We start from the raw sequence: 233 nt of genomic DNA, 5'->3' as shown, positions 1-233 counted from the left end.
GGACTATTTGATAAGCCTTTATCTGTATACTTTCCATTTGCATAATCTTTTAATAATTCTTCTTTGTTATACTTATCTTTCGATTCTAATAAATAAGGGCTTTTATCAAGTAGTGCAGGTCCGTTTATTGCCAAGTTTATCTTTATACTTTGGTCTAAATTATATAATTCCTGTACTTCATTCAATATTTCATTTTTTCTTATTGTATTTGCTGTTCTATATTCTCTAAATTT

The 233-nt window shown here is 26.2% G+C and carries 1 pseudogene; it reads right to left on the bottom strand.

The annotated features are described in order from the left end of the window. Positions 1–233, bottom strand: a pseudogene (locus EII29_RS12570) (hypothetical protein); the annotation flags it as partial.

Source organism: Leptotrichia sp. OH3620_COT-345, assembly GCF_003932895.1.
Classification (GTDB): Bacteria; Fusobacteriota; Fusobacteriia; order Fusobacteriales; family Leptotrichiaceae; genus Pseudoleptotrichia.
This window is presented reverse-complemented; position numbering and strand designations above follow the sequence as displayed.